Genomic DNA, 22,295 nt, shown 5'->3' with positions numbered 1-22,295 from the left:
CCATAAGGAGCAGTCCATGGCGCTTATCGATGCCATCCACGCCCGCGAGATCCTTGATTCCCGCGGAAACCCGACAGTAGAAGTTGAAGTTCTGCTTTCCGATGGCCAGATCGGCCGCGCGGCAGTTCCCTCCGGTGCTTCCACCGGCGAGCACGAAGCCGTTGAGCTGCGCGACGGCGACAAAGGCCGTTACCTCGGCAAGGGCGTCCAGAAGGCCGTTGACGCGGTCATCGACGAAATCGCTCCGGCCCTGATCGGCTTCGACGCCACGGACCAGCGCAGCATCGACCAGGCCATGATCGACCTCGACGGCACCCCGAACAAGGGCAAGCTCGGCGCGAACGCCATCCTCGGCGTTTCCCTCGCAGTGGCCAACGCCGCCGCCGCCTCCGCGGACCTTCCCCTGTACAAGTACCTGGGCGGCCCGAACGCGCACGTCCTGCCCGTCCCGCTGATGAACATCCTCAACGGTGGCTCCCACGCCGACTCCGACGTCGACATTCAGGAATTCATGATCGCTCCGATCGGCGCCGAGACCTTCTCCGAAGGCCTGCGCTGGGGTGTTGAGGTCTACCACAACCTCAAGTCGGTCCTGCAGGCCAAGGGCCTCTCCACCGGCCTCGGCGACGAAGGCGGCTTCGCGCCGAACCTGCCGTCCAACCGCGCTGCACTGGACCTGATCCAGGAAGCCATCAAGAACGCCGGCTACACCCCGGGCAAGGACATCGCCCTCGCGCTGGACGTCGCCTCCTCCGAGTTCTACAAGGACGGCGCCTACCAGTTCGAAGGCAAGGCACTCTCGGCCACCGAGATGAGCGCCTACTACGCCGAGCTCGTCGCCGACTACCCGCTGGTCTCTATCGAAGACCCGCTGGACGAAAACGACTGGGAAGGCTGGAAGACCCTCACCGACGCCATCGGTGACAAGGTCCAGCTGGTTGGCGACGACCTTTTCGTCACCAACCCGATCCGCCTGCAGCGGGGCATCGACTCTGCCACGGCCAACTCCCTGCTCGTCAAGGTCAACCAGATCGGTTCCCTGACCGAAACCCTGGACGCCGTTTCCCTGGCCCAGCGCTCCGGCTACACCACCATCACCTCGCACCGCTCCGGCGAAACCGAGGACACCACCATTGCTGACATCGCCGTTGCCACCAACGCGGGCCAGATCAAGACCGGTGCCCCGGCCCGCTCCGAGCGCGTCGCCAAGTACAACCAGCTGCTGCGCATCGAAGAAGAACTCGACGACGCCGCTCGCTACGCCGGCCGCAGCGCTTTCCCGCGTTTCAAGGGCTAGTATCCGCTGAAACAGCTGACCGGTGGCTATGGTGGAAAGACCATAGCCACCGGTTCTGTTTAACGAAATGTGCGAGCATTTCGGCAAACCGCAGGCTCCGTGAGACACGCAACGCGCAGCAACCCGCCAGGCAAGCACCAGGCATTACAGGAGTGTCATGGCCACCCGCCGCCCCAAGGTCCCCCGGGCAGATGCCCTCGGCCGCTCGCCCCAAAAAAAAGCCGACGGCGGCCATGTCATCCGTGCCGACTTCGGCGAATCCCGCAAGGCAAGCGCTGCCCAGCGAGAGAACCCGGTTAACGCCGGGTCCAGGACGTCGTCCAATGTCAAAGACGAAGGCGGCACGCAAAGCAAGGCCCAGTCCGGATCCAAGGCTGGTTCTGCGGCGAAACCGGGACGTTCGCTTCCGGGCAGAACGGGAAGCACCCCGGTTGTCGGCAAGGCATCCAACAAAACGTCCGGTGCCGGCTCCACGCACACCGACAAGGACTACAGCGCGCGCCCTGTGCCCGCGAAGGCGTTCTCCGGCCGGATGCTTGCCCTCGCTGTGGTGATGATCGCGATCACCATCATGCTCGCGCCCACAGTCAAGATCTGGTTGGAGAAAAAGGCGGAAATCTCCAGCTTGGAAGCCGATATTGCCAGCAAACAGGCCGAGCAGGCGAGCCTCCAGAAGCAGATCACGCGGTGGCAGGACCCCAACTATGTGAAACAACAAGCCCGGGATCGCATTAACATGGTTATGCCGGGTGAAGCAGGCTACTGGGTGTTTGGTGGAGACGTTCCCGCCGGGACACCGGGCGGAAGCACCAGCTCGGGAGCTTCCGGAAGCCCGTCCAATCTGCCATGGGTGGATGGCCTGTGGGAATCCATCAGGCGCTCGGCAACAGACTAGATGCGGTGCCCGCCGCCGTCGTGCCCAGATGGGCGCGGCCAAACAGGGCAGGAAGGATGGCAGCGCCAGTGGAAGACAACTCGGCACCTGCATCGCAGGAGGCCCGCAAGCCATCAGCACACGATCTCGAGATCCTCAGCCGCCAGCTCGGACGGCCGGTGCGCGACGTCGTCGAAATCCCGGCGCGCTGCGTGTGCGGCAACCCGCTGGTCGCCGCGACCGCTCCGCGCTTGAGCAACGGCACCCCGTTTCCCACGACGTTCTACTTGACGCACCCCGTCATCACCGCCGCCGTGTCGCGGCTGGAAGCCGGCGGGCTCATGAATGAGATGAACGAACGTCTCACCGCTGACGAGCCTTTGGCTGCGTCCTATAGGAGCGCCCACGAAGCCTATCTCCAGGCACGTGACGAGATCGCCGGACGTGCCGGCACCGGCGACGTTCCAGAAATCGCCGGCGTCTCGGCCGGTGGCATGCCCACCCGCGTCAAGTGCCTGCACGTGCTGGTCGGCCACTCCCTGGCCGCCGGTCCCGGCGTCAATCCGCTTGGCGATGAGGCCATCGGGGCGATCAGCGAATGGTGGACCGCGGACCGCTGCTATTGCGACGGCGCGTGGGACAGTGCGGGGGAGGCCCCGTCCCGGGACCTCAGCCGCCACGGACCGCAGGGCCTGCCGGACATCGTGGGCCGTCCCGCCCCGGTCCGCAAATCCAAGTCCTCCCACGCATCAGAGCCATCAGGGGAACCAGCCGCAGGGGAGCTCAACGTATGAACCGGGTAGCTGCCATCGACTGCGGTACCAATTCGATCCGGCTCCTGATCGCGGATGCGAACGGCGCGGACGCAGGCCTTCCGCTGCGGGACGTTGTCCGCGAGATGCGCGTTGTGCGCCTCGGCCAAGGGGTTGACGCCACCGGCGAACTTGCCCCCGAGGCGCTCGAACGCACCTTTGCGGCAACCGCCGACTACGCCGAACTGATCCGCCGTCATGGCGCCGGCGGCGTCCGTTTCGTGGCGACCTCTGCCAGCCGGGACGCCCGTAACCGGGACGTCTTTGTTGACGGGATCCGGGAGCTGCTGGGCGTCGAACCCGAGGTCATCTCCGGTGACGAAGAAGCCTCGCTGTCCTTCGCCGGCGCAAGCAGTGTGCTGCCTTCGCGCGGCAAGGACCCGGTGCTTGTGGTGGATCTTGGCGGCGGAAGCACCGAGTTCGTCCTCGGAGACTCCGACGGCGTCATTGCGGCCAAATCCGTCGACATCGGCTGCGTGCGGCTGACCGAGCGGCACCTCCGCAGCGACCCTCCGACGCCGGAGCAGATCTCCGCCGCGGAAGCCGACGTCGACGCAGCCATGGACCTCGTGGCCCGCACGGTCCCGCTGGGCCGGGCCACCGCCGTCGTGGGCGTTGCCGGTACCGTAACCACCATCACGGCGCACGCTTTGGGCCTGGGCGAGTACGATCCCGCACTCATCCACGGTGCCAGCCTGGACCTGGCGACCATCAGCGACGCGGCCACAAGTTTGTTGGAAATGAGCCGCGAGGAACGTGCCCGGCTGCCCTACATGCACCCCGGACGCGTTGACGTCATCGGTGCCGGAGCCCTCGTGTGGCGCCGCATCCTCCAGCGCTTGGCGGAACTCGGAGAGGGCTCCATCACTGCTGCCATCTCCAGCGAGCACGACATCCTCGACGGCATCGCACTGAGTATTCGTTGAGCATGGGTATTCGCTGATGACGTTGCCACACGGTTGGCGCCGCCGGACAGCATCGGCCGCGCTGGCCGCCATGCTGGCCGGGGGGAGCCTTGCAGGCGCGCTATTCACTGCCCCTTCGGCGTTCGCCGACTCTTGGCGGGACAAGGAATACTGGCTCAACGAGTACGGCATCTCCGCAGCCTGGCAGGTATCAAAGGGCGCCGGGGTGAAGGTGGCCATCATCGACAGCGGAGTGGACGGGCAACACCCCGACCTCAAGGGCGCGGTGGTCGGCGGAACCGATGCTTCGGGTGCGGGAGATCCGAACGGCCAGAAGAGCATCGGTGCCAAACCCGAGCACGGGACCCTCGTCGCCACGCTCCTCGCAGGGCGTGGACACGCTTCGGCAAGCCCATCGGCTTCTCCGTCGCCGGCGTCGTCTCCTTCGTCCGGTTCCAGTGTCGGCCCGGACGGAATCGTCGGCGTCGCGCCCGAGGCCCAGATCCTGTCCGTTTCCGCTTGGCTCGGTTCGCCGAATCCCGCGGGGAAGACGGACCAGGAACAGATTCCCGAAGCTGTCCGATGGGCAGTGGACAACGGCGCCAAGGTCATCAATATTTCCCTCGGCAGCACATCGCCTGATTGGCCCCAGAGCTGGGACGCGGCGTTCCTCTATGCCGAACAAAAGGACGTGGTCATTGTGGCCGCGGCGGGCAACCGGATCGGTGGAAACGTCCAGGTCGGCGCGCCGGCCACGATTCCAGGTGTACTGACCGTGGCAGGACTCGACCGGAACCGCACGGCCAGCGTCGACGCTTCTTCGCAGGGAATCAGCATCGGCGTCTCGGCGCCCGCGGAAAAGCTGGTGGGCGGACTGCCTGGGGGTAGCTATGAAGACTGGGCCGGCACGTCCGGCTCCGCGCCGATTGTCTCCGGGGTCGCGGCTCTTATTCGCTCGAAATGGCCGGATATGAGCGCCAAGCAGGTCATCAACAGAATTGTATCGACGGCCGAGGATGCAGGGGCGCCCGGCAAGGACCCCATCTACGGGTACGGCATCCTCAACGCCGAGGCGGCCCTGAAAGCCGATGTGCCCGAGGTAGCGACCAATCCGGTGGGATCGATTGCGGACTGGATCCGGGTGCATCGGCGCGGGGACCTCAGCAGCCCCACACCTCCGTCAACATCGAAGCCGAGCATACCTGCGGCCACCCTGGCGGATCCCACAGTTCCTGCGGCGAAGGCGCCCTCGCAGGCCGACACGGCGGTTCCGGCCGCTGTGGTCATCGGCTTCGGTTCGCTTTTCGTGGCGATCGTTGCGGGGGCCTCCGTCCAATTGAGGCGCGCCTACCGGACCACACCGGAACTGCCCGACGAGCCCGCGACCGGCATGGTGGACGTCGTGGATCCGAGCGGCCCGAAATAGCCCCCGGCGGTAGCGTGTAGCTTCGCGAAATAGTTAGTGAAGATTTTCACAAGGTGCTGTACTCTATTCTTATGGCAACCACCCCTGAGCTCATTGACCGTCCCCGTGTTCTCGTTGTCGGCGGCGGATACGTCGGCCTGTACGTAGCACTCAAGCTGCAGAAGAAGATCGCGAACGCCGGCGGCATCGTCACCGTCGTCGATCCGCTTCCCTACATGACCTACCAGCCCTTCCTCCCCGAGGTGGCCGGCGGCAACATCGAGGCACGCCACGCCGTCATTTCGCACCGCCAACACCTCAAGCAGACGGAACTCATACAGGGCCGCGTCACCAGCATCGACCACCAGAACCGCACCGCCGTTGTTGCTCCGGCCGACGGTGGAGAGCCTTTCGAGATCCCTTACTTCGACGTAGTGGTTGCCGCCGGTGCCATTACCCGGACCTTCCCCATCAAGGGCCTTGCTGACGAAGGCATTGGCCTGAAGACCATCGAAGAAGCGGTCGCCCTGCGAAACAAGGTCCTTGAGCGCATCGAGCTCGCTTCCACCATGACGGACGCTGCCGAGCGCGCCAAGGCCCTGACCTTCGTGGTCGTCGGTGGCGGTTTCGCCGGTATTGAGTGCATCACCGAGATGGAAGACCTCGCCCGCGCTGCGGTCAAGAACAACTCGCGCGTCCGCCAGGAAGAGGTCCGCTTCGTTCTCGTCGAAGCCATGGGCCGCATCATGCCCGAGGTCACCGCAGCCCAGGCCGAGTGGGTTGTTGAACACCTGCGCAGCCGCGGCATCGAGGTCCTGCTCAACACGTCCCTCGACAACGCAGAGGGCAGCCTCAAGCTCATCAACCTGCCGGACAAGACCCCTGCCCAGGAGTTCGAAGCCGACACCCTCGTGTGGACCGCAGGCGTGCAGGCCAACCCGATGATCCGTTCCACCGACTTCCCGCTCGAGCCGCGCGGGCGTGTCCGTGTCCTCCCGGACCTGCGCATTGCGGGCGACGAAGGCATCATCGACAACGCCTGGGCAGCCGGCGATATCGCTGCCGTTCCCGATCTCACGGGCAGCGGCTTGCCGGACGGCACCTGCGTTCCGAACGCCCAGCACGCCCTGCGCCAGGCCAAGCGCCTTGCCAAGAACCTGTGGGCCTCCCGTTGGGACAAGCCTATGGGCGACTACAAGCACAAGAACCTTGGCGCGGTTGCCGGCTTCGGTGAGTGGAAGGGCGTTGCCAACATCAACATCCTGGGCCGTATCGGACTCAAGGGTGGACTCGCCTGGCTGGCCCACCGCGGCTACCACGGCCTGGCCATCCCCACCGGTGAGCGCAAGGTCCGCGTGATCTTCAACTGGCTCCTGGGCATGACCATGGGCCGCGACACCACGCAGCTGCTGGACCTCGACAACCCGCGCGGGGCCTTCGTGGCCGCTGCTACTCCGGCTCCCAAGCCGGCCGCCGCACCCGCGCCGGCTGCCGAGCCTGCTGAAGCCAAGGCTCCGGTCACGGCTGACGCCAAGTAGCGAACCCCAAGTAGTGCCGACGACGGCGGCCGTCTCCCACGCGGGAGGCGGCCGCCGTCGTGGTTTAACGACGGGTCCTAGACTTGCAGCATGGCTGGCGAAAGCGATCTGACGACTCTCCTGAGATCCATGCACCCCGTGCTTCGAGACGGCGACTACGTGTACGCATTGTGGCCGCACGGTAAACCGCTTGAAGGCAATATCGAAGCTGCAGTCCGCGAAGCGGAAGGCCTCACCGTGGTGCTGCGCCGGGAGGAAGCCGGGCGCCTGGGACTGTCCTACGATTTCGTGGCGGCGTGGATCACTCTTCAAATCCACTCCGCGCTCGAAGCTGTGGGACTCACCGCGGCAGTCAGCTCGGCCCTCACGGCAGCCGGTATCAGCTGCAACGTCCTGGCCGGATTCCATCACGACCACCTGCTGGTTCCCTCCGCCGAACGCGGGCACGCCATGGAAGTGCTTGGACTGCTGGGCCAGGGTGTGGTGCTGCGATCGGAAAGGGAGGTGGATCGCGAGTCCGTGCTTGCGCTCACTGCTGCCGCCTTTTCCACCAGCCCGGTCACCGGGATGCCCGTCGAAGGAGTCCCGGCCGAAGTGACACTGCTGCGTGAACTCTTCGACTGCGATGAGTACTTACCGCAGTTCAGCATCGTGGCCGAGATTGCCGGTGAGATCGTTGGCCACGTCATCAGTACCCGCGGCTGGATCGGGGAGCTCCGGCTTTTGGGGCTGGGCCCGATCAGCGTCCAGCCGCACTTGCAGCGGCGCGGCATCGGATCTGCGCTCTTGCGGGAAACCGCGCGACGGGCCGACGATGCGGGCGAACCGGGCATCGCCCTGCTGGGCAGCACCGGGTACTATCCGCGCTTCGGATTTCTACCCGCCCGCAAGCTGGGCGTGACGGCCCCCGATGCCGGGTGGAGAGACCATTTCCAGCTGTTGCGCCTCAAAGCATGGCCCGACGGCGTCAGCGGAACCTTTCGCTATGCCACGCCGTTCCAAGCGCTTTAGGAGACCAAGGAGGGGAGTGCGCTGGGTTACCATTATCCGGGCGCCCCAGTAGCCCAATTGGCAGAGGCAGCGGACTTAAAATCCGCGTGTTGTGGGTTCGAGTCCCACCTGGGGCACGCATGCGAAATGCGAGTCGTGCCGCCCCCCTTGTTTGCGCCAAGCTGTGCCGTGACGAGAATTTAACCCCGCGTTCATCCGAAGGGCTGTCCGAGCAGGGTGGTGATCCACCGTTATTAGATCCTGACCTGCATATATGTGTTCCACGACACATATTTGGTAGTACTCTCATGGAACATGTTCGAAGTGAAAGTGACTTCGGGCGAATGACCACGAATCAGACGCACCGCGGAGGCTATTTATGTACAGGAAGAAAGTCATTTCGGCGATTGCAGCAGCGGCCACTCTTGGCATGCTGGTGGCGGGCTGTGCGAATCAGACCGCTCCTAGCGGCACAGGGACCTCGGGTGCCAGCGGCAGGATCAACATCCCTGCGATTTCCAAAGTCGACGTTCCTGCCGGAGCTGTTTTGCCTGCAGGCGATGGCAAGGGAACATGCCCGTCAACCACCACCCTTGCCTATGCCGGTGCCGAGACAGGACCCAACGCCCAGCTGGGTATCAACATCTTCAACGGCATCCAACTGGCCATCAACCAGCACAACGCTGCGAACCCCGGCTGCCAGGTCCAGTTCAAGAAATTCGACACTGAAGGCGATCCGAACAAGGCCACAGGCCCAGTGACGCAGATTGTTTCCGAGCCGGACATCATCGGAGTGGTGGGCTTGCCCTTCTCGGGAGAATCCAAGGCCACCGGCAACATCTTCGAACAGAAGGGCTTGGTGCACATCACGCCCTCCGCTACCAACCCGAGCCTGACGAAGAACGGCTGGACCACTTTCTTCCGCGCCCTCGGCAATGACGCCGTCCAGGGTCCGGCAGCAGCAAAGTTCCTCACGGACAAGCTGCAGGCAAAGAAGGTCTACCTGGTCCAGGACGACTCTGACTACGGTATCGGCTTGGGAACCACAACGTCCGCGGCACTTGGCTCCACGATGGTGGGGTCCGACAAGGTCGTCACTGGCCAGAAGGACTTCTCGGCAGTGATTTCCAAGATCATGAACGCCAAGGCAGACACGGTCTACTACGCCGGCTACTACGCAGAGGGTGCCCCCTTCGACCAGCAACTGGTCGCAAAAGGATTCACCGGATCCTTCGTGGGCCCGGATGGAGTGAAGGACGACCAGTTCATCAAGCTGGCAGGCGATGCGTCGTCCAACTCGTACTTCACCTGCCCCTGCATCCCGGGCGAACTGATCCCGAGCTTCGAATCCGAGTACAAGAAGCTGGCCAACGCGGAGCCCGGAACCTACTCCATTGAAGGTTACGACGCCGTCACGGTCTTGCTCTCGGGCATCGACAAGGGCAAGCAGTCCCGCGCGGACCTTCTTTCCTGGGTCAAGTCCTACGATGCTGATGGTCTGTCGAAGCACTACAAGTGGGATTCAACCGGCGAACTGGCAACGCCTGATGTTTACGGCTACAAAGTTGAGAGCGGCAAGATCGTTCCCATCGGCGTCATCGGAAAATAGCACCGAGCCCAGATGAATGCTGGGGGTTAGCATCCATGCCGACCCCCAGCATTTCTTTTGATTACATCAGGAAGTGCCATGATCAGTGAAGTAATTCCCAACCTGCTCCACTCGGTGCCCGTGGACGACACGTGGATCACCTTCGACGTAAACTCCTTTACCCAAAACTTTTGGAGTTCCACCTTTGACGGGCTGACCTTCGGGGCCATTTACGCGTTGGTTGCCCTCGGCTATACCCTCGTCTACGGCGTTCTCAACCTCATCAACTTTGCCCACTCCGAGGTGTTCATCACGGGCTGTTACGGAGTGTTCTTTACCCTCAGCGCCCTGAATTTCGGCCCCTCTGCCCCGACGCTGGGTTTTTGGGCCATCGTGGGAAACCTTGTCCTCGCCCTCGTCGTCGCCATTATCGCCTCAGCCTTGATGGCAGTGATCGTGGAACGGGTGGCTTATAAACCCTTGCGTCAGCGCAAGGCGCCTCGCCTGGCATTCTTGATTACCGCCATCGGTGTTTCCTTCGCCATTCAATACACCATCTACTGGTGGCGCGGACCGAGCCCGGAAGCTGCGCTGACGATGTTCCGGCCGCTCGCAATTTTCGACGTCTTCGGGACCATCGTCGATTCGCAGCAGGTGGTTATTGTCGTCGCTGCGATTATCCTCATGATCGCCACCGATCAGTTCATTAGGCGGTCCCGGACCGGCCGAGGCATCCGTGCCGTGGCGCAGGACCCGGATACCGCAACCTTGATGGGTGTCAACAAGGAAAAGATCATCGTGACCACCTTTATCATCGGCGGTATCTTGGCCGGAGCAGCTGCCTTGTTCTACGTCATGAAAATCCCGTCCGGCGTGCAATACAACGGCGGATTCATCCTCGGCGTCAAAGCCTTCGCGGCCGCTGTCCTCGGAGGCATCGGCAATGTGCGCGGTGCTTTGCTGGGCGGCCTGCTGATCGGTTTGATTGGCAACTACGGCCAGGTGCTCCTGGGCAGTTCCCAATGGACGGACGTTGTCGCGTTCGTGGTCCTGGTGTTGGTATTGATTGTGCGACCCGAAGGTGTCTTGGGTAGCTCGCTAGGAAAGAGTAAGGCATGAGCACAACAGACGGCCCCACACTTATTCCCGATGATGCTTCAGCACAGGAGATTGCCGACCGCGAAGCCAAGATGCGGCGCCGCAAAGGCTGGTTCCCGGGACTGAGCGACAAATGGAATGCGCTCCCGCGCCAAACCCAATGGCTGATCCTGATCGTGGTCGTTGTCATTGCGTACTTGCTACCTATCCTCAATCCGCCGCTGATCACGACGGAACCGGGCAACAATTGGCAAATTGCGCTCGCGCAAATGTCTGTCTATGCCCTGGTGGCTGTGGGCTTGAACGTAGTGGTCGGCTATGCGGGCCTTCTTGACTTGGGCTACGTGGCATTCTTTGCCCTGGGTTCCTACACGGCAGCAATGTTTACCAGCCCGGACTCGCCGTACGTGCACATTCCCTACTTGTGGACGCTTCCGCTGGCGATGGCAATCGCCATGTTCTTTGGCGTGGTCTTGGGTGTTCCAACGCTTCGCCTCCGCGGCGACTACCTGGCCATCGTCACGCTCGGCTTTGGCGAGATCGTGCGCATTCTGGCCACCATCATTCCGGCGATGAAAGGCCAGGTTGGTTTCCAGAACGTTGGCCACCCTCCGGGAACGGATTCAAGCGGCCAACCAATCTTCCTGAACTCGAGCGGAACGCCGTGGTACTGGTTGACGCTGACCATCATCATTGTGGTGCTCTTGGCCGCCGGAAACCTGGAGCGCAGCAGGGTGGGACGCGCGTGGATTGCCATCCGTGAGGATGAAGACGCCGCGGAAATCATGGGCGTCCCCACGTTCAAGTACAAGGTGTGGGCCTTCGCGATTGGTGCTTCCGTGGGCGGACTCTCGGGTGCATTGTTCGCCGGCCAGGTAGGTTTTGTGAACAACCAGAAATTTGATATCGCAACCTCAATCCTGTTCGTCGCTGCTGTTGTCATGGGCGGCACGGGGAACAAGGTCGGTGCCGTTCTTGGCGGTTCCTTGGTGGCATATATTCCGCTCCGCTTTACCGCGATTGCAGAGTTCAAATATTTGATCTTTGGCGCGGCGCTGGTGATCATCATGATTTTCCGCCCCGGCGGCCTTCTGCCGGCACGCCAGAGCCTCCTCGCGTACGGACGCCTGGCTTACAACAAGCTCAAGGGCGCCCTGGGCGACATCCCTGCTTCGGGCAAAGTCGTTTTAGAACCGGGAAAGGGGGCTGACAATGAGTGAAGCGATCGAACCGGATATTGATGTCCACGCACTCAAGGAGCAGGGTGTGGACCTAGAGGTCGCCGGGAAGGTGGCCCCTGAGAGGGACATTGTCACCAAGGTGGGCGAAGCCTTGGTCCAGGTCCAAAACCTGACGATTAAGTTCGGTGGCCTGACGGCTTTGGACAATGTCACGTTCGATATCAACCGAGGCGAAATCCTCGGCTTGATCGGTCCTAACGGTGCCGGCAAAACCACGTGTTTCAACGCCATGACAGGCGTGTACAAACCAACTTCGGGAAAGGTCCTGCTGGAAGGCCAGTTGCTCAACGGACTGCCGCAGCACAGGATCACCAGACGAGGTTTGGCCCGGACCTTCCAGAACATCCGCCTTTTTGGTGAGATGACAGCTTTGGAAAACGTGGTTGTTGGTCTCGATGCACGCCACCGCACGAGCATCGGCGGGGCACTCCTGCGTCTGCCGACACATGTCCGGGAAGAGAAAACTGCCATTGATCGCGGTATGGCATTGCTTGAGTTCGTTGGCATCGCTGATCATGCCCATTTCTTGTCGCGGCACCTTCCTTATGGGTACCAGCGTCGCCTGGAAATCGCGCGGGCACTGGCCACAGACCCTAAGGTCCTGTGCCTGGATGAGCCTGCGGCCGGGTTCAATCCCGCGGAAAAAGAAGAACTCATGGCCCTGATCCGGACCATCCGTGACGACGGCTACACGGTCCTGCTCATTGAGCACGACATGAAGTTGGTCATGGGCGTGACCGACCGGATCGTGGTCCTGGAGTTCGGGAAAAAGATCGCGGATGCCTTGCCCAAGATTATCCGCGATGACCCGAAAGTTATTTCCGCCTATCTCGGGGAGCCTGAAGATGACCTTGCTTGAGCTGAAGAACGTTTCCGTCCACTACGGCCGGATCCAAGCCATTTCGGACATGTCATTCAGCGTGGATGAGGGCGAAATCGTCTCGCTCATCGGTGCCAATGGCGCCGGCAAAACCACCACCATGAGGACCATCTCCGGATTGCTGACTCCCTCGGCTGGCTCCATCACCTTCGCCGGCCAGGATATCACCAGGATGAAAGCGCACATCCGCGTCGTCCAAGGTATTTCGCAAGCTCCTGAGGGACGCGGAATCTTCCCTGGCATGACGGTGGAGGAGAACCTTGACATGGGTTCCTACGGTCGCAAGGACCGGACCAAGGTGGCAGACGATTTGGAGCGCGTCTTCGACTTGTTTCCACGGTTGAAGGAGCGCATCAAGCAGTTTGGCGGCACCATGAGCGGTGGAGAACAACAGATGCTCGCGATTGGCCGGGCGCTGATGTCCAACCCCAAGCTGTTGCTCCTGGATGAACCTTCCATGGGGCTCGCTCCGCAGTTCATCCGCCAGATCTTCAAGATTGTCACCGAGATCAACAACCAAGGCACCACGGTTCTTCTGGTGGAGCAAAACGCCAACCAGGCCCTCGCCCGTGCTCACCGTGCTTTTGTCCTGGAAACCGGGTCAATTACGCACAGGGGAACCGGCAAGGAACTGCTCGCCAACCCGGCGGTCAAGGAAGCGTACCTCGGCGTCGGATAGCCGCATGTGCCGGCACCCTCACAACAAACAGGGTGCCGGCATCAGCGGCGGTGGAACTTTCGGTGCGGACTAAGCGTGGGAATTGGTAGCGTGAACTATCACTTCGCACCCACGGCAAGAAGGACACCCACCATGGCACTCGGCGGCAACCCGATCTTCAACGGAAAGAATTTCCGTGGAGCCACACAGGCTCCGCCTGTTCCCAGCTACTCCCACGGCCAGAACCAGTACGGCCAGCCCCAGTACGGCCAGCCCGCCTGGGCGGCACAGCCGCAGATGACCAGCGATCAGCTGCAGCAGATGTACAACCAGCCCGCAGCCGGTCCGGCCGAAACCGGCCGTATGACTTTCGACGACGTCATCGTCAAGACTGCGGCCTGCCTTGCGGTGCTGTTGCTTGGCGCAGCCGTCACGTTGTTCGTGGCTCCCGGCATGGCAAGTCTCCTCATGATTGTCGGAGCGCTGGGCGGCTTCGCCCTGGGCATGGTCAACTCCTTCAAGAAGCAGCCGTCCCCGGCGCTGATCCTGAGCTACGCCGGACTTGAGGGCTTGTTCCTCGGTGGCCTGACCCGCCTCCTGGATGGCATGTTCCCGGGAGTCGGCCTGCAGGCAGTCATTGGTACCCTCGCGGTGTTCGGCGTCACGTTGGCTCTCTTCAAGAGCGGCAAGGTGCGCGCCACCCCCAAGGCAATTCGCTTCTTCATGATCGCGACGCTCGGCTACCTCGTCTTCGCAGTCATCAACATGGTCCTGGTGTGGACCGGCGCCGTCCAGTCGCCGTTCGGCCTGAGCAGCAGCGTGCACATCTTCGGCATCCCGCTGGGCGTTTTCATCGGCATCCTGGCGATCGGCCTGGCCGCGTTCTCCCTGGTCATGGACTTCACGAGCATCGAACAGGGTGTCCGGCAGGGCGCTCCCGAGAAATACTCCTGGACAGCCGCTTTCGGCCTGACCGTCACGCTCGTGTGGCTCTACGTGGAGATCATCCGCCTGCTGGCGATCCTGCGCGGCGACGACTAACCAACGCGGGTTGGTCTTCGAGCGGCTTACGACAGCCGCTCGAAGACCACCGCCATGCCTTGCCCGCCACCGACGCACAGCGTCGCCAGTCCCAAGGTGCCATCCCGTTCGCGGAGGCCATTGAGCAAGGTGGTGGTCATGCGGGCGCCTGTCATGCCAAAGGGATGGCCAAGGGCGATGGCGCCGCCATGGACGTTGAGCTTCTCCGGATCGATGCCCAGTTCGCGGGCGCTCGCCACCACCTGGACAGCGAAGGCTTCGTTAAGCTCCACGAGGTCAATGTCTGCCATGCTCAGCCCCGCCAAGGCCAGCGCCCGGCGGGACGAATCCACGGGTCCCATGCCCATGAGCTCCGGGGAAAGGGCGCTGACGCCGGTCGAGACGATGCGTGCCAGCGGTTCGAGGCCAAGCTCCCGGGCCCTGACATCGCTCATGACCACCACGGCGGCGGCGCCATCGTTGAGCGGGCATGCATTCCCCGCGGTCACGGTCCCTGCCTTGCGGAAGACCGGCTCCAAGGAGCTGACGGCTTCAAGCGTGACGCCGGCGCGGGGTGAATCGTCGCGCTCCACCACGGTGCCGTCCTTGCGGGTGTACGGCGTGATTTCCCGGGCATAGAAGCCGGAGGTAATCGCCGCCTCGGCGCGGTTCTGGCTCTGGACCGCCCACAGGTCCTGTTCCGCCCGGCTGATTCCGTGGCGCGTGGCCACGTTCTCGGCGGTCTGCCCCATCGCGATGTAGACGTCCGGCATCCGTCCACCCATGCGGGGATCAGTCCACGGCGTGTTGGACCCGGCCCGGGCCGCCGTGCGGGCACGCGCCGCTTCAAACAGGGGGTTATGAAGGCTGGTGTCCGTTTCCCCGGCACCGACCCAGTTCTGGTAACGGGACACCGATTCGACCCCCGCTGAGACGAAGGCATGGCCTTCCCCGGAGCTGATCGCATGGAAGGCCATCCGCAGGGTCTGCAGGCTCGAGGCGCAGAAGCGGTTGATCGTGGCCGCGGGGACCGTGTCCAGGCCGGCCAAGACGGTCACCACCCGGGCCATGTTCGAACCCGCCTCGCCGCTCGGCTCGGCGCAGCCAAGGTAGAGGTCATCGAGGCCGCGGCCGTCCAGTGCTCCTGGATCAAAAGCCGGAATCTTCGCCAACGCAGCAGTCACCATCGCCGCCGCGAGGTCGTCAGGACGTTCGTCCTTGAGGGACCCTTTGAAGGCCCGTCCAATCGGGCTTCTGGCGGTGGAAACGATGACGGCCTCAGTCATGCCCCCAGCTTACGCCGGGGCCCGCTCGCCGAAAGGCGAGCGGATGCACCGACGTCAGGCGAGGCGTGTGGCCCCGGCGGCCGGAGTCACGGTGAAGATGTCCGGGGTCGTGAAACCTGCCGCCGCGAACGCGCGTACGACGGCGTCGCGCACCTCCTGCTCGTGGCCCACCGGGGTGAGGGCGATGGCTGAGCCGCCGAAACCGCCTCCGGTCATCCGGGCACCGATAGCGCCGTGGGCGCGGGAGGTTTCCACCGCCAAGTCCAGCTCCGGGCACGAGATCTCGAAGTCATCGCGCATGGACGCATGGCTCGCATCCAGGAGCCTGCCGATGTGGGCGGGGCCCTCCGTGGTGAGGCGTTCCACGGTCTGCAGCACGCGGTCGTTCTCCGTGACGATGTGCCGCACCCGCCGGAAGGTGGTGCTGTCCAGGAGGCCACTGGCTTCCTCCAGGTCGCCGATGCCGACGTCGCGGAGCGCCGGGACGCCCAGTACTTGGGCCCCGAGCTCGCAGGAAGCCCGACGGGAGGCGTAGCCGCCGTCCGCATGCGAATGGGAGACCTTGGTATCGATGACCAGCAGCACGAGCCCTGCTTCCTCGGCGTCGAAGGGGACCAGTTGGACGCTCTGGTCGCGGCAGTCCAGGAAGACCGCATGGCCCTTTGACCCGCGAAGCGACGCCGACTGGTCCATGATTCCGGTGGGGGCGCCCACGAACTCGTTTTCGGCCCTCTGCGTTGCGAGGACCATGTCTTCGGCGCCCAATCCCGCACCCGTCAGCTCATTGAGGGCCGAGATGACTGCGCATTCGATGGCGTGCGACGACGACAGTCCCGCGCCAAGGGGGACATCCGAATCCATGAGGAGATCGAAGCCCGGGACAAGGATGCCGCGCTGTTGCAAGGCCCAGGCCACACCGAGCGGATACTTCGTCCAGCCCTTGGCCGCTTCCGGGACCAACATGTCGACGTCGGCTTCGACCAGGCCCTGCCCGCCGAAAGTGGACAGTAGCCGGACGCGTGAATCACGGCGGATCCGGACTGCAACCTTCGCGGTCTTGTCGATTGCGAAAGGCAACACGAAACCCTCGTTGTAATCGGTGTGCTCGCCGATCAGGTTCACGCGTCCCGGTGCCTGCCATACGCCGTCGGGGGCTGAACCGAAAGTCGACTCGAAAAGCCCGGACAGGGCACTCACGGCCGGGGCGTCGGGAGTGGAGGTCATGCTGGGGCCCCTTCCGGAATAGCGTGCTGCGAATCGCTGGCGACGGCGCGCAGCCGTTCTGCCACGGATTCGGGCGTGGTGTCGTTGATGAAGGCTCCCATGGCGGCCTCGGAACCGGCAAGGTACTTGAGCTTGTCGGCGGCACGGCGTGGGGAGGTGAGTTGCAGGTGCAGGTGGCCGGACGGTCTCAAGGCAGCATCGAGGGGTGCCTGGTGCCATGCGGAAATGTACGGCGTGGGAGTCGGATACAGGGCATCCATGCGCTTGAGCAACTCAAGGTAGACGTGGGCCAATTCGTCGCGTTCTTCGCCGCTCAAGGCGGCGAGGTCTGGAACTTGCCGATGGGGGACGAGGTGCACCTCCAGCGGCCAGCGGGCGGCGAACGGCACGTAAGCGCTGAAGTGCTCGCCTTCGAGCACCATGCGGCTCCCGTCCCGCCGTTCGGCCTTGAGGATCGAGGACGTCAGCGATTCCCGGCCCTTGGAGTTGTCGAAGTGCTGGCTGGCAGCGGCGCCAAGGCTTGCCGCCCGCGGCGTGACGTAGGGGTAGGCATAGATCTGTCCGTGTGGGTGGTGGAGCGTTACCCCGATGTCCGCGCCCCGGTTTTCGAACGGAAACACCTGCTGGATTCCAGGGAGCGCGCTGAGCGCTTCGGTCCTGTGCGCCCAGGCCTCAATGACAGTGCGGGCCCTGGTTTCGCCAAGCTCGGCAAAGGATCCGGTGTGGCTGGGGGTGAACGAGACAACTTCGCAGCGGCCGTAGGCGGGGCCTTCCGTTCCCCATGCAGGGGTGCCTGGAATCGTGCCGACCGCCGGGCCCAGTGAGGGGAAGCGGTTCTCGAAAACCACGACGTCGTAGTCTGGCGCGGGAATTTCCGAAGGGTTCGCGGGAGTGGTGGGGCAGATCGGACATTGGTCCGCGGGCGGAAGATGGGTGCGGCTTTGGCGGTGTGCCGCGACGGCGACCCATTCGCCGCTCAGCGCGTCGTAGCGCAGCTCGCCCGGATCAGCTCGCGGCGGCAGATCTCGGTGATCCGTCAGCGAGCCGGGATCGCGCTCCGGCGAGCCGGCGTCGTCGAAATAGATCAGCTCCCGGCCATCGGCGAGGCGTGTGCTGGTAAGGCGAGTCATGGATTCATGGTGCCACAGAGTGCTCAAAAAGGCAAAATATCTAACAAAAAAGAACATTAAGGGTGGGGTCAAGCAAGGCGCGGCATGCAGTACGGTGGTGCCATGCCTCCCACCACACCGATTTCCGCGCCGGGCGAAGAGACCGTATCCCGCCGCTTTGCCAGCGGACGCCAATTCGAGATCCGCCGCGGTGACGCGCTCGCCGTCGTGACTGAGCTCGCCGCGGGCTTGCGGTTGTTCAGCCGCGACGGCGTCCAGCTCACCGAGAGCTACGGGGACGGGCAACTACCGCCCGGCGCTACCGGAATTACCCTGGCTCCGTGGGCCAACCGGATCGAGGACGGGATCTGGTACCTCGACGGAAAGAAGCAGCAACTGGACATCACGGAGGTGTCCCGCAACAACGCGAGCCACGGGCTCCTGCGCAACTCCTCCTACGCCCTCGTGGCGGAGGACGAATTCTCCGTGACCCTCGAAGCCGTGATCTTCCCGCAGCATGGCTACCCCTTCCTTGCCCGGCACCAGGTCCGCTACGAGATCGACGCCGAGCTCGCACTGCGGGTCTCCCAAAGTTTCATCAATGATTCGGCGGCACCCGCGCCCTTCGTACTCGGGGCACACCCGTATTTGCGCGTCGGGGACGTTCCGCCGGAAGAGATGGTCCTGACTGTCCACGCCGGCACACGGCTCGTGGCCGACGAGCGGCTGATCCCGCGTAGTTCGGTGCCTGTCGAGGGCGATTTTGATTTTGGCGGCGGCCGGAGCGTGGGCGGCCTGGATGTCGATGTGGCATTCACGGATCTGGAGTTCGACGGCGGCATCGCCCGCCAAACGCTGTCGGCGCCGGATGGCCGGAGTGTCTCCTTGGAGCAGGACGAAAACTGCGCCTACGTCCATGTCTTCGTCACGGATAACTTTCCTGGCCGCTCGAAAGCAGTTGCGATCGAGCCCATGACCGGTCCCGCCAACGCCTTCAACTCGGCGGAGGGGCTCCGGTGGCTTGAACCAGGCGGGACCTTCACCATGAGGTGGGGAATTGTGGGCATGCTGTAGATGGGTTTCCCATCCGGCACTCCCTGCGGAATTATGGGGGAATGACGCCAGCACAGGACGCCACGCCATCAAGTGACCCCGTTTCGGCCGTGCCCAGGCCGGTGTCAGAGCATCACATTGCGCAGGACATCCCGTATGGAGTGCGGATCGCTGCCGCCTGGGCCTGGCGGGTGGGCCTCATCTTGGTGGTAGTTGGAGCCCTTATTTGGCTGTTGGGGAAGGTCAGCTTCCTGATCATCCCGCTCATGGTTGCTTCCCTTCTTGCCGGCTTGCTCTACCCGGTCACGCGGTGGCTCAGGAAGTTCAAGATGCCGCAGGGGGCCGCCGTTGCCGTCACCGTGGTGGGGTTCCTCGGGGTCATTGGTGGAGCCCTGGCGTTGGTGGGCCGGCAGCTCGCCGTAGGATTCGGCGAGTTGTGGCAGGAAGCGCTCGCGGGCATCCAGCAGATCCAGGCGTGGCTGGCCGAAGGGCCGCTGCATCTGACCGCAGACCAGATCGACACCTACATCCAGAGCGCCACCTCGGCCCTCCAGAACAACAGCAGCAGCATCCTCAGCGGCGCCCTGTCGTTCGGCAGCACGGCCGGGCATTTTGCGGCGGGCATGGTCCTGGCCCTCTTCATCCTGATTTTCTTCCTTCTGGAGGGATCGAGGATCTGGCGGTTCATTGTCGGGCTCCTGCCCAGGACTGCGCGCGCCGCCGCCGACGGCGCCGGCCGGCGCGGTTGGTCGTCCATGGTCAGCTACGTGCGCATCCAAATGTTTGTGGCGTTCGTGGACGCTGTGGGGATCGGCGTCGGCGCAGCGATTATCCAGGTTCCCCTCGCACTGCCGCTGGGGGTCCTGGTGTTCATCGGTTCATTTATCCCGGTGGTCGGTGCCCTTGTGACGGGAGCCATCGCCGTGCTCCTGGCTTTGGTGGCCAATGGTCCCGTCAACGCGCTCGTCATGTTGGCCATCGTGCTGTTCGTGCAGCAGCTCGAAAGCCATATCCTCCAGCCGCTCATCATGGGCAAGGCAGTATCGTTGCACCCTGTCGCCGTGATCTTGTCCGTGGCAGCCGGTTCCTACCTGGCCGGAATCCCGGGAGCGCTCTTCGCCGTTCCGCTCCTCGCCGTAGCAAATACGGCGGTTCGCTATATTGCCGCGCGGACGTGGGAACATGATGAAGGACTGATGACGGCGTACGCCGGCGCAGGGATTGCACCACCGGACTCCGATGAGGAACCCACCATCGAGGAGATCCACCGTCCCGGCGCCGACGCGGGCGCACGGTCCAATAGCGGCGAAGGCGCCGCAGGTCAGCACGCGGCTGCGGAACGGACATTCCCCAAGGATGCCGCAGAGCACACCAACAAAGGAGACTAACCCGTGAATACCCTCGATACCCTGCCCGTCACCCTGGACGATGTCCTTAAGGCGCGGGAGCTGCTCGAGGGCATCATTACCAAGACACCCATCGAGTCCTCGCGGGCTCTCGGAGCGATGGTAGGCGGAGAGGTCTTCTTCAAATGCGAGAACCTCCAGCGGGCAGGTTCCTTCAAGGTCCGTGGCGCCTACGTGCGCATGGCGCGCTTGTCTCCCGAGGAAAAGAAGCGCGGCGTGGTCGCGGCTTCGGCAGGCAACCACGCACAAGGCGTTGCAGTTGCGGCGAAAAGCCTGGGGATCAAGGCACGCATCTACATGCCGCTCGGTGTAGCGCTTCCGAAGCTTGCTGCTACCCGCAGCCACGGCGCCGAAGTTGTCCTCCACGGACACAACGTCGATGAGGCCCTGGCCGAAGCCCAGCGCTACGCGGACGAAACAGGCGCCGTCTTCGTCCACCCCTTCGACAACGTCGACGTCGTGGCGGGCCAGGGCACCGTCGGGCTCGAAATCCTGGACCAGGTCCCCAACGTCGACACCATCCTCATGGGCGTTGGCGGCGGCGGCCTGCTCGCCGGCGTCGCAGTGGCCGTCAAAGCGAGGGCCAGGGAGCTGGGACGCGAGATCCGGATCATCGGCGTGCAGGCCGAGAACGCGGCCGCCTACCCGCCGTCGCTCGCCGCTGATGCCTTGGTGCCGCTCAAGAAAGTTTCCACCATGGCGGACGGCATCGCCGTCGGACGCCCCGGCCAGCTGCCGTTCAGCATCATCCGCGAACTCGTGGACGACGTCGTGACCGTGAGCGAAGACTCCTTGGCCCGGGCGCTCATCTTCCTGCTGGAGCGCGCCAAGATGGTGGTCGAGCCGGCCGGTGCTGTCGGCGTCGCAGCCCTCATGGACGGCAAGATCGAAAACCCGGGGACCACCGCCGTCATCCTTTCCGGCGGAAACATCGACCCCATGCTGATGCTCAAGGTGATCCAGCGCGGCCTCTCAGCAGCCGGACGCTACATGACCGTCCGCATGATGCTGGACGACCGGCCCGGTTCCTTGGCCACGATCGCCCGCATCATCGCCGAAAACGATGCCAATGTGACCGGCCTGGACCACACCCGCGTGGGCGGCGCGATCAGCATGGGCGACGTCTCCATCACCGTCAACCTGGAAACCAAAGGCCACGAGCACAGTGAGCAGGTCCTGGCGGCCCTTCGCGCCGAGGGCTTCCACCCGATCGTGGTGCACTGACGGGCTGCTGACCATGGCGCTTCACGGCAACGGGGACGGGCGGATACCGGCCAAGGAATCACTGGCCATCCGCGCCAAGGGCGGATTGCTGTTCATGGGTGGCTTCGTGGCGCTGCTGGCTGTGATCGAACTGGTCAACACCTTGATGTCGCACAGCCTCAACGTCATCTTCGGGCTGCGGCCGCGGAGCGTGGACGGGGTTTTCGACATCCTGACGTTCCCCTTGCTCCACGCCAATTTCGGCCATCTCCTGTCCAATGCGCTGCCGTTGGTCATCTTCGGATTCCTGGTGTTCCTATCCGGTCTCCGGGTGTTCCTGACGGCTTTGGCGTTTAGCTGGCTAGGCTCAGGCCTTGCGGTGTGGCTCATCGGCGGGGGAGGCGTGACAGTGGGCGCTTCGGGCCTGGTCTTCGGACTGTTTTCTTTCCTGTTGGTGCGCGGGTTCTTCAACCGCAGCTGGTGGCAAATCCTGCTGTCCGTCGTGCTTTTCCTGGCGTATGGCAGCATCTTGTTCGGCGTGCTGCCCAGCGTGATGGGTTTCGTTTCCTGGCAAGCGCATCTTGGCGGGGCCGTCGGGGGAGTGGTGGCCGCAGTGCTGCTGCGCCCGCGTCCCCGCGCCGTGGCCCTGCCCAACTAACCCTGTAGCGCAGCCCAACTAGCTCGCAGTTGTTGTCGTTTTGGCGCGTC

Annotated in this window: 20 protein-coding genes and 1 tRNA gene; 18 read left to right on the top strand and 3 right to left on the bottom strand. The window is 63.7% G+C overall.

The window, feature by feature from the left end:
* The first annotated feature begins 16 nt into the window (after positions 1–16).
* From eno to AC4CS3_RS04450, 14 genes are all read left to right on the top strand, one after another.
* Positions 17–1,297, top strand: coding sequence for a phosphopyruvate hydratase (gene eno / locus AC4CS3_RS04515; protein ID WP_490782382.1), 1,281 nt, complete (start codon positions 17–19; stop codon positions 1,295–1,297).
* A 157-nt stretch (positions 1,298–1,454) separates the two neighbouring features.
* Complete coding sequence (locus AC4CS3_RS04510; protein ID WP_490782381.1) at positions 1,455–2,192, top strand: FtsB family cell division protein; 738 nt, start codon at positions 1,455–1,457, stop codon at positions 2,190–2,192.
* A 56-nt stretch (positions 2,193–2,248) separates the two neighbouring features.
* Positions 2,249–2,965: a DUF501 domain-containing protein gene (locus AC4CS3_RS04505; RefSeq protein ID WP_490782380.1), complete on the top strand. Its 717-nt coding sequence runs from the start codon at positions 2,249–2,251 to the stop codon at positions 2,963–2,965.
* Complete coding sequence (locus AC4CS3_RS04500; protein WP_490782379.1) at positions 2,962–3,909, top strand: Ppx/GppA phosphatase family protein; 948 nt, start codon at positions 2,962–2,964, stop codon at positions 3,907–3,909. Before AC4CS3_RS04505 ends, AC4CS3_RS04500 begins: the two co-directional genes overlap by 4 nt.
* A gap of 16 nt (positions 3,910–3,925) precedes the next feature.
* On the top strand, positions 3,926–5,314 hold the full coding sequence (locus tag AC4CS3_RS04495) for a S8 family serine peptidase (RefSeq protein ID WP_490782378.1): 1,389 nt from the start codon (positions 3,926–3,928) through the stop codon (positions 5,312–5,314).
* Between the two features lie 71 nt (positions 5,315–5,385).
* Positions 5,386–6,831: an NAD(P)/FAD-dependent oxidoreductase gene (locus tag AC4CS3_RS04490; RefSeq protein WP_437772874.1), complete on the top strand. Its 1,446-nt coding sequence runs from the start codon at positions 5,386–5,388 to the stop codon at positions 6,829–6,831.
* Positions 6,832–6,921: 90 nt separating this feature from the next.
* The gene (locus AC4CS3_RS04485; protein WP_490782377.1) at positions 6,922–7,842 is read left to right on the top strand and encodes an N-acetyltransferase; all 921 of its coding nucleotides are present in this window, start codon (positions 6,922–6,924) and stop codon (positions 7,840–7,842) included.
* 42 nt (positions 7,843–7,884) lie between these two features.
* Positions 7,885–7,958 (top strand) — tRNA-Leu (locus AC4CS3_RS04480).
* 242 nt (positions 7,959–8,200) lie between these two features.
* Positions 8,201–9,430: a branched-chain amino acid ABC transporter substrate-binding protein gene (locus tag AC4CS3_RS04475; RefSeq protein ID WP_490782376.1), complete on the top strand. Its 1,230-nt coding sequence runs from the start codon at positions 8,201–8,203 to the stop codon at positions 9,428–9,430.
* A gap of 78 nt (positions 9,431–9,508) precedes the next feature.
* Positions 9,509–10,528: a branched-chain amino acid ABC transporter permease gene (locus AC4CS3_RS04470; protein ID WP_490782375.1), complete on the top strand. Its 1,020-nt coding sequence runs from the start codon at positions 9,509–9,511 to the stop codon at positions 10,526–10,528.
* Complete coding sequence (locus tag AC4CS3_RS04465; RefSeq protein ID WP_490782374.1) at positions 10,525–11,727, top strand: branched-chain amino acid ABC transporter permease; 1,203 nt, start codon at positions 10,525–10,527, stop codon at positions 11,725–11,727. The genes AC4CS3_RS04470 and AC4CS3_RS04465 overlap by 4 nt, the downstream gene beginning before the upstream one ends.
* The gene (locus AC4CS3_RS04460) at positions 11,720–12,607 is read left to right on the top strand and encodes an ABC transporter ATP-binding protein (protein WP_490782373.1); all 888 of its coding nucleotides are present in this window, start codon (positions 11,720–11,722) and stop codon (positions 12,605–12,607) included. Before AC4CS3_RS04465 ends, AC4CS3_RS04460 begins: the two co-directional genes overlap by 8 nt.
* Positions 12,594–13,307 carry an ABC transporter ATP-binding protein gene (locus tag AC4CS3_RS04455; protein WP_234751308.1) on the top strand — a complete coding sequence of 238 codons (714 nt, stop codon included), beginning with the start codon at positions 12,594–12,596 and terminating at the stop codon, positions 13,305–13,307. The genes AC4CS3_RS04460 and AC4CS3_RS04455 overlap by 14 nt, the downstream gene beginning before the upstream one ends.
* Positions 13,308–13,439: 132 nt before the next feature.
* On the top strand, positions 13,440–14,327 hold the full coding sequence (locus tag AC4CS3_RS04450; RefSeq protein ID WP_490782372.1) for a Bax inhibitor-1/YccA family protein: 888 nt from the start codon (positions 13,440–13,442) through the stop codon (positions 14,325–14,327).
* A 26-nt stretch (positions 14,328–14,353) separates the two neighbouring features.
* On the opposite strand, the gene AC4CS3_RS04445 is transcribed toward AC4CS3_RS04450, so the two are convergent.
* Genes AC4CS3_RS04445 through galT form a run of 3 tightly spaced genes read right to left on the bottom strand, consistent with a single transcriptional unit; the run spans position 14,354 to position 17,946 of the window.
* Positions 14,354–15,592: an acetyl-CoA C-acetyltransferase gene (locus AC4CS3_RS04445; protein WP_490782371.1), complete on the bottom strand. Its 1,239-nt coding sequence runs from the start codon at positions 15,590–15,592 to the stop codon at positions 14,354–14,356.
* A gap of 54 nt (positions 15,593–15,646) precedes the next feature.
* Complete coding sequence (galK, locus tag AC4CS3_RS04440) at positions 15,647–16,816, bottom strand: galactokinase (protein WP_490782370.1); 1,170 nt, start codon at positions 16,814–16,816, stop codon at positions 15,647–15,649.
* Complete coding sequence (gene galT / locus AC4CS3_RS04435; RefSeq protein WP_490782369.1) at positions 16,813–17,946, bottom strand: galactose-1-phosphate uridylyltransferase; 1,134 nt, start codon at positions 17,944–17,946, stop codon at positions 16,813–16,815. The genes galK and galT overlap by 4 nt, the downstream gene beginning before the upstream one ends.
* 102 nt (positions 17,947–18,048) lie before the next feature.
* Between galT and AC4CS3_RS04430 the strand changes: the two genes are divergently transcribed.
* The 4 genes from AC4CS3_RS04430 to AC4CS3_RS04415 are packed head-to-tail and all read left to right on the top strand — an operon-like array spanning position 18,049 to position 22,245.
* The gene (locus AC4CS3_RS04430; RefSeq protein ID WP_490782368.1) at positions 18,049–18,999 is read left to right on the top strand and encodes an aldose 1-epimerase family protein; all 951 of its coding nucleotides are present in this window, start codon (positions 18,049–18,051) and stop codon (positions 18,997–18,999) included.
* Between the two features lie 41 nt (positions 19,000–19,040).
* Positions 19,041–20,366 carry an AI-2E family transporter gene (locus AC4CS3_RS04425; protein ID WP_490782367.1) on the top strand — a complete coding sequence of 442 codons (1,326 nt, stop codon included), beginning with the start codon at positions 19,041–19,043 and terminating at the stop codon, positions 20,364–20,366.
* A 3-nt stretch (positions 20,367–20,369) separates the two neighbouring features.
* Entirely contained in the window at positions 20,370–21,608 is a 1,239-nt protein-coding gene (gene ilvA / locus AC4CS3_RS04420) for a threonine ammonia-lyase (protein WP_234751316.1), read from the top strand.
* 13 nt (positions 21,609–21,621) lie between these two features.
* Positions 21,622–22,245 carry a rhomboid family intramembrane serine protease gene (locus tag AC4CS3_RS04415; RefSeq protein ID WP_490782366.1) on the top strand — a complete coding sequence of 208 codons (624 nt, stop codon included), beginning with the start codon at positions 21,622–21,624 and terminating at the stop codon, positions 22,243–22,245.
* Positions 22,246–22,295 lie beyond the last annotated feature (50 nt).

Source organism: Arthrobacter sp. SE2, from assembly GCF_058244265.1.
The sequence above is the reverse complement of the archived record's forward strand: the minus strand, read 5'-3'. Positions and strand labels throughout refer to the sequence as shown.

Excerpts from the sequence above, each read along its gene's own strand:
- eno (WP_490782382.1), top strand. The coding sequence starts at position 17 with ATGGCGCTTATCGATGCCATCCACGCCCGCGAGATCCTTGATTCCCGC.
- AC4CS3_RS04510 (WP_490782381.1), top strand. The coding sequence starts at position 1,455 with ATGGCCACCCGCCGCCCCAAGGTCCCCCGGGCAGATGCCCTCGGCCGC.
- AC4CS3_RS04505 (WP_490782380.1), top strand. The coding sequence starts at position 2,249 with ATGGCAGCGCCAGTGGAAGACAACTCGGCACCTGCATCGCAGGAGGCC.
- AC4CS3_RS04500 (WP_490782379.1), top strand. The coding sequence starts at position 2,962 with ATGAACCGGGTAGCTGCCATCGACTGCGGTACCAATTCGATCCGGCTC.
- AC4CS3_RS04495 (WP_490782378.1), top strand. The coding sequence starts at position 3,926 with ATGACGTTGCCACACGGTTGGCGCCGCCGGACAGCATCGGCCGCGCTG.
- AC4CS3_RS04490 (WP_437772874.1), top strand. The coding sequence starts at position 5,386 with ATGGCAACCACCCCTGAGCTCATTGACCGTCCCCGTGTTCTCGTTGTC.
- AC4CS3_RS04485 (WP_490782377.1), top strand. The coding sequence starts at position 6,922 with ATGGCTGGCGAAAGCGATCTGACGACTCTCCTGAGATCCATGCACCCC.
- AC4CS3_RS04475 (WP_490782376.1), top strand. The coding sequence starts at position 8,201 with ATGTACAGGAAGAAAGTCATTTCGGCGATTGCAGCAGCGGCCACTCTT.
- AC4CS3_RS04470 (WP_490782375.1), top strand. The coding sequence starts at position 9,509 with ATGATCAGTGAAGTAATTCCCAACCTGCTCCACTCGGTGCCCGTGGAC.
- AC4CS3_RS04465 (WP_490782374.1), top strand. The coding sequence starts at position 10,525 with ATGAGCACAACAGACGGCCCCACACTTATTCCCGATGATGCTTCAGCA.
- AC4CS3_RS04460 (WP_490782373.1), top strand. The coding sequence starts at position 11,720 with ATGAGTGAAGCGATCGAACCGGATATTGATGTCCACGCACTCAAGGAG.
- AC4CS3_RS04455 (WP_234751308.1), top strand. The coding sequence starts at position 12,594 with ATGACCTTGCTTGAGCTGAAGAACGTTTCCGTCCACTACGGCCGGATC.
- AC4CS3_RS04450 (WP_490782372.1), top strand. The coding sequence starts at position 13,440 with ATGGCACTCGGCGGCAACCCGATCTTCAACGGAAAGAATTTCCGTGGA.
- AC4CS3_RS04445 (WP_490782371.1), bottom strand. The coding sequence starts at position 15,592 with ATGACTGAGGCCGTCATCGTTTCCACCGCCAGAAGCCCGATTGGACGG.
- galK (WP_490782370.1), bottom strand. The coding sequence starts at position 16,816 with ATGACCTCCACTCCCGACGCCCCGGCCGTGAGTGCCCTGTCCGGGCTT.
- galT (WP_490782369.1), bottom strand. The coding sequence starts at position 17,946 with ATGACTCGCCTTACCAGCACACGCCTCGCCGATGGCCGGGAGCTGATC.
- AC4CS3_RS04430 (WP_490782368.1), top strand. The coding sequence starts at position 18,049 with ATGCCTCCCACCACACCGATTTCCGCGCCGGGCGAAGAGACCGTATCC.
- AC4CS3_RS04425 (WP_490782367.1), top strand. The coding sequence starts at position 19,041 with ATGACGCCAGCACAGGACGCCACGCCATCAAGTGACCCCGTTTCGGCC.
- AC4CS3_RS04415 (WP_490782366.1), top strand. The coding sequence starts at position 21,622 with ATGGCGCTTCACGGCAACGGGGACGGGCGGATACCGGCCAAGGAATCA.